The 255-nt window shown below is 48.2% G+C and carries 1 rRNA gene; it reads left to right on the top strand.

The window, feature by feature from the left end:
- Positions 1-54: 54 nt before the first annotated feature.
- Positions 55-255, top strand: a 16S ribosomal RNA gene (locus tag NE473_RS32395); the annotation flags it as partial.

Below are 255 nucleotides of genomic sequence, written 5' to 3' on the forward strand. Positions count from 1 at the left end.
CGGGAAATAAATTAGCTAGTTAGTTGATTTTGACCCCGGATCAAACGAATCATTTAACATGAGAGTTCGATCCTGGCTCAGGATGAACGCTGGCGGCGTGCTTAACACATGCAAGTCGAGCGAAGCGAATCTTCGGAAGTTTTCGGATGGAAGAGGATTTGACTTAGCGGCGGACGGGTGAGTAACGCGTGGGTAACCTGCCTTACACTGGGGGATAACAGTTAGAAATGACTGCTAATACCGCATAAGCGCACA

Source organism: Hungatella sp. SL.1.14 (genome assembly GCF_024460495.1).
Taxonomy (GTDB): domain Bacteria; phylum Bacillota; class Clostridia; order Lachnospirales; family Lachnospiraceae; genus Hungatella; species Hungatella hathewayi.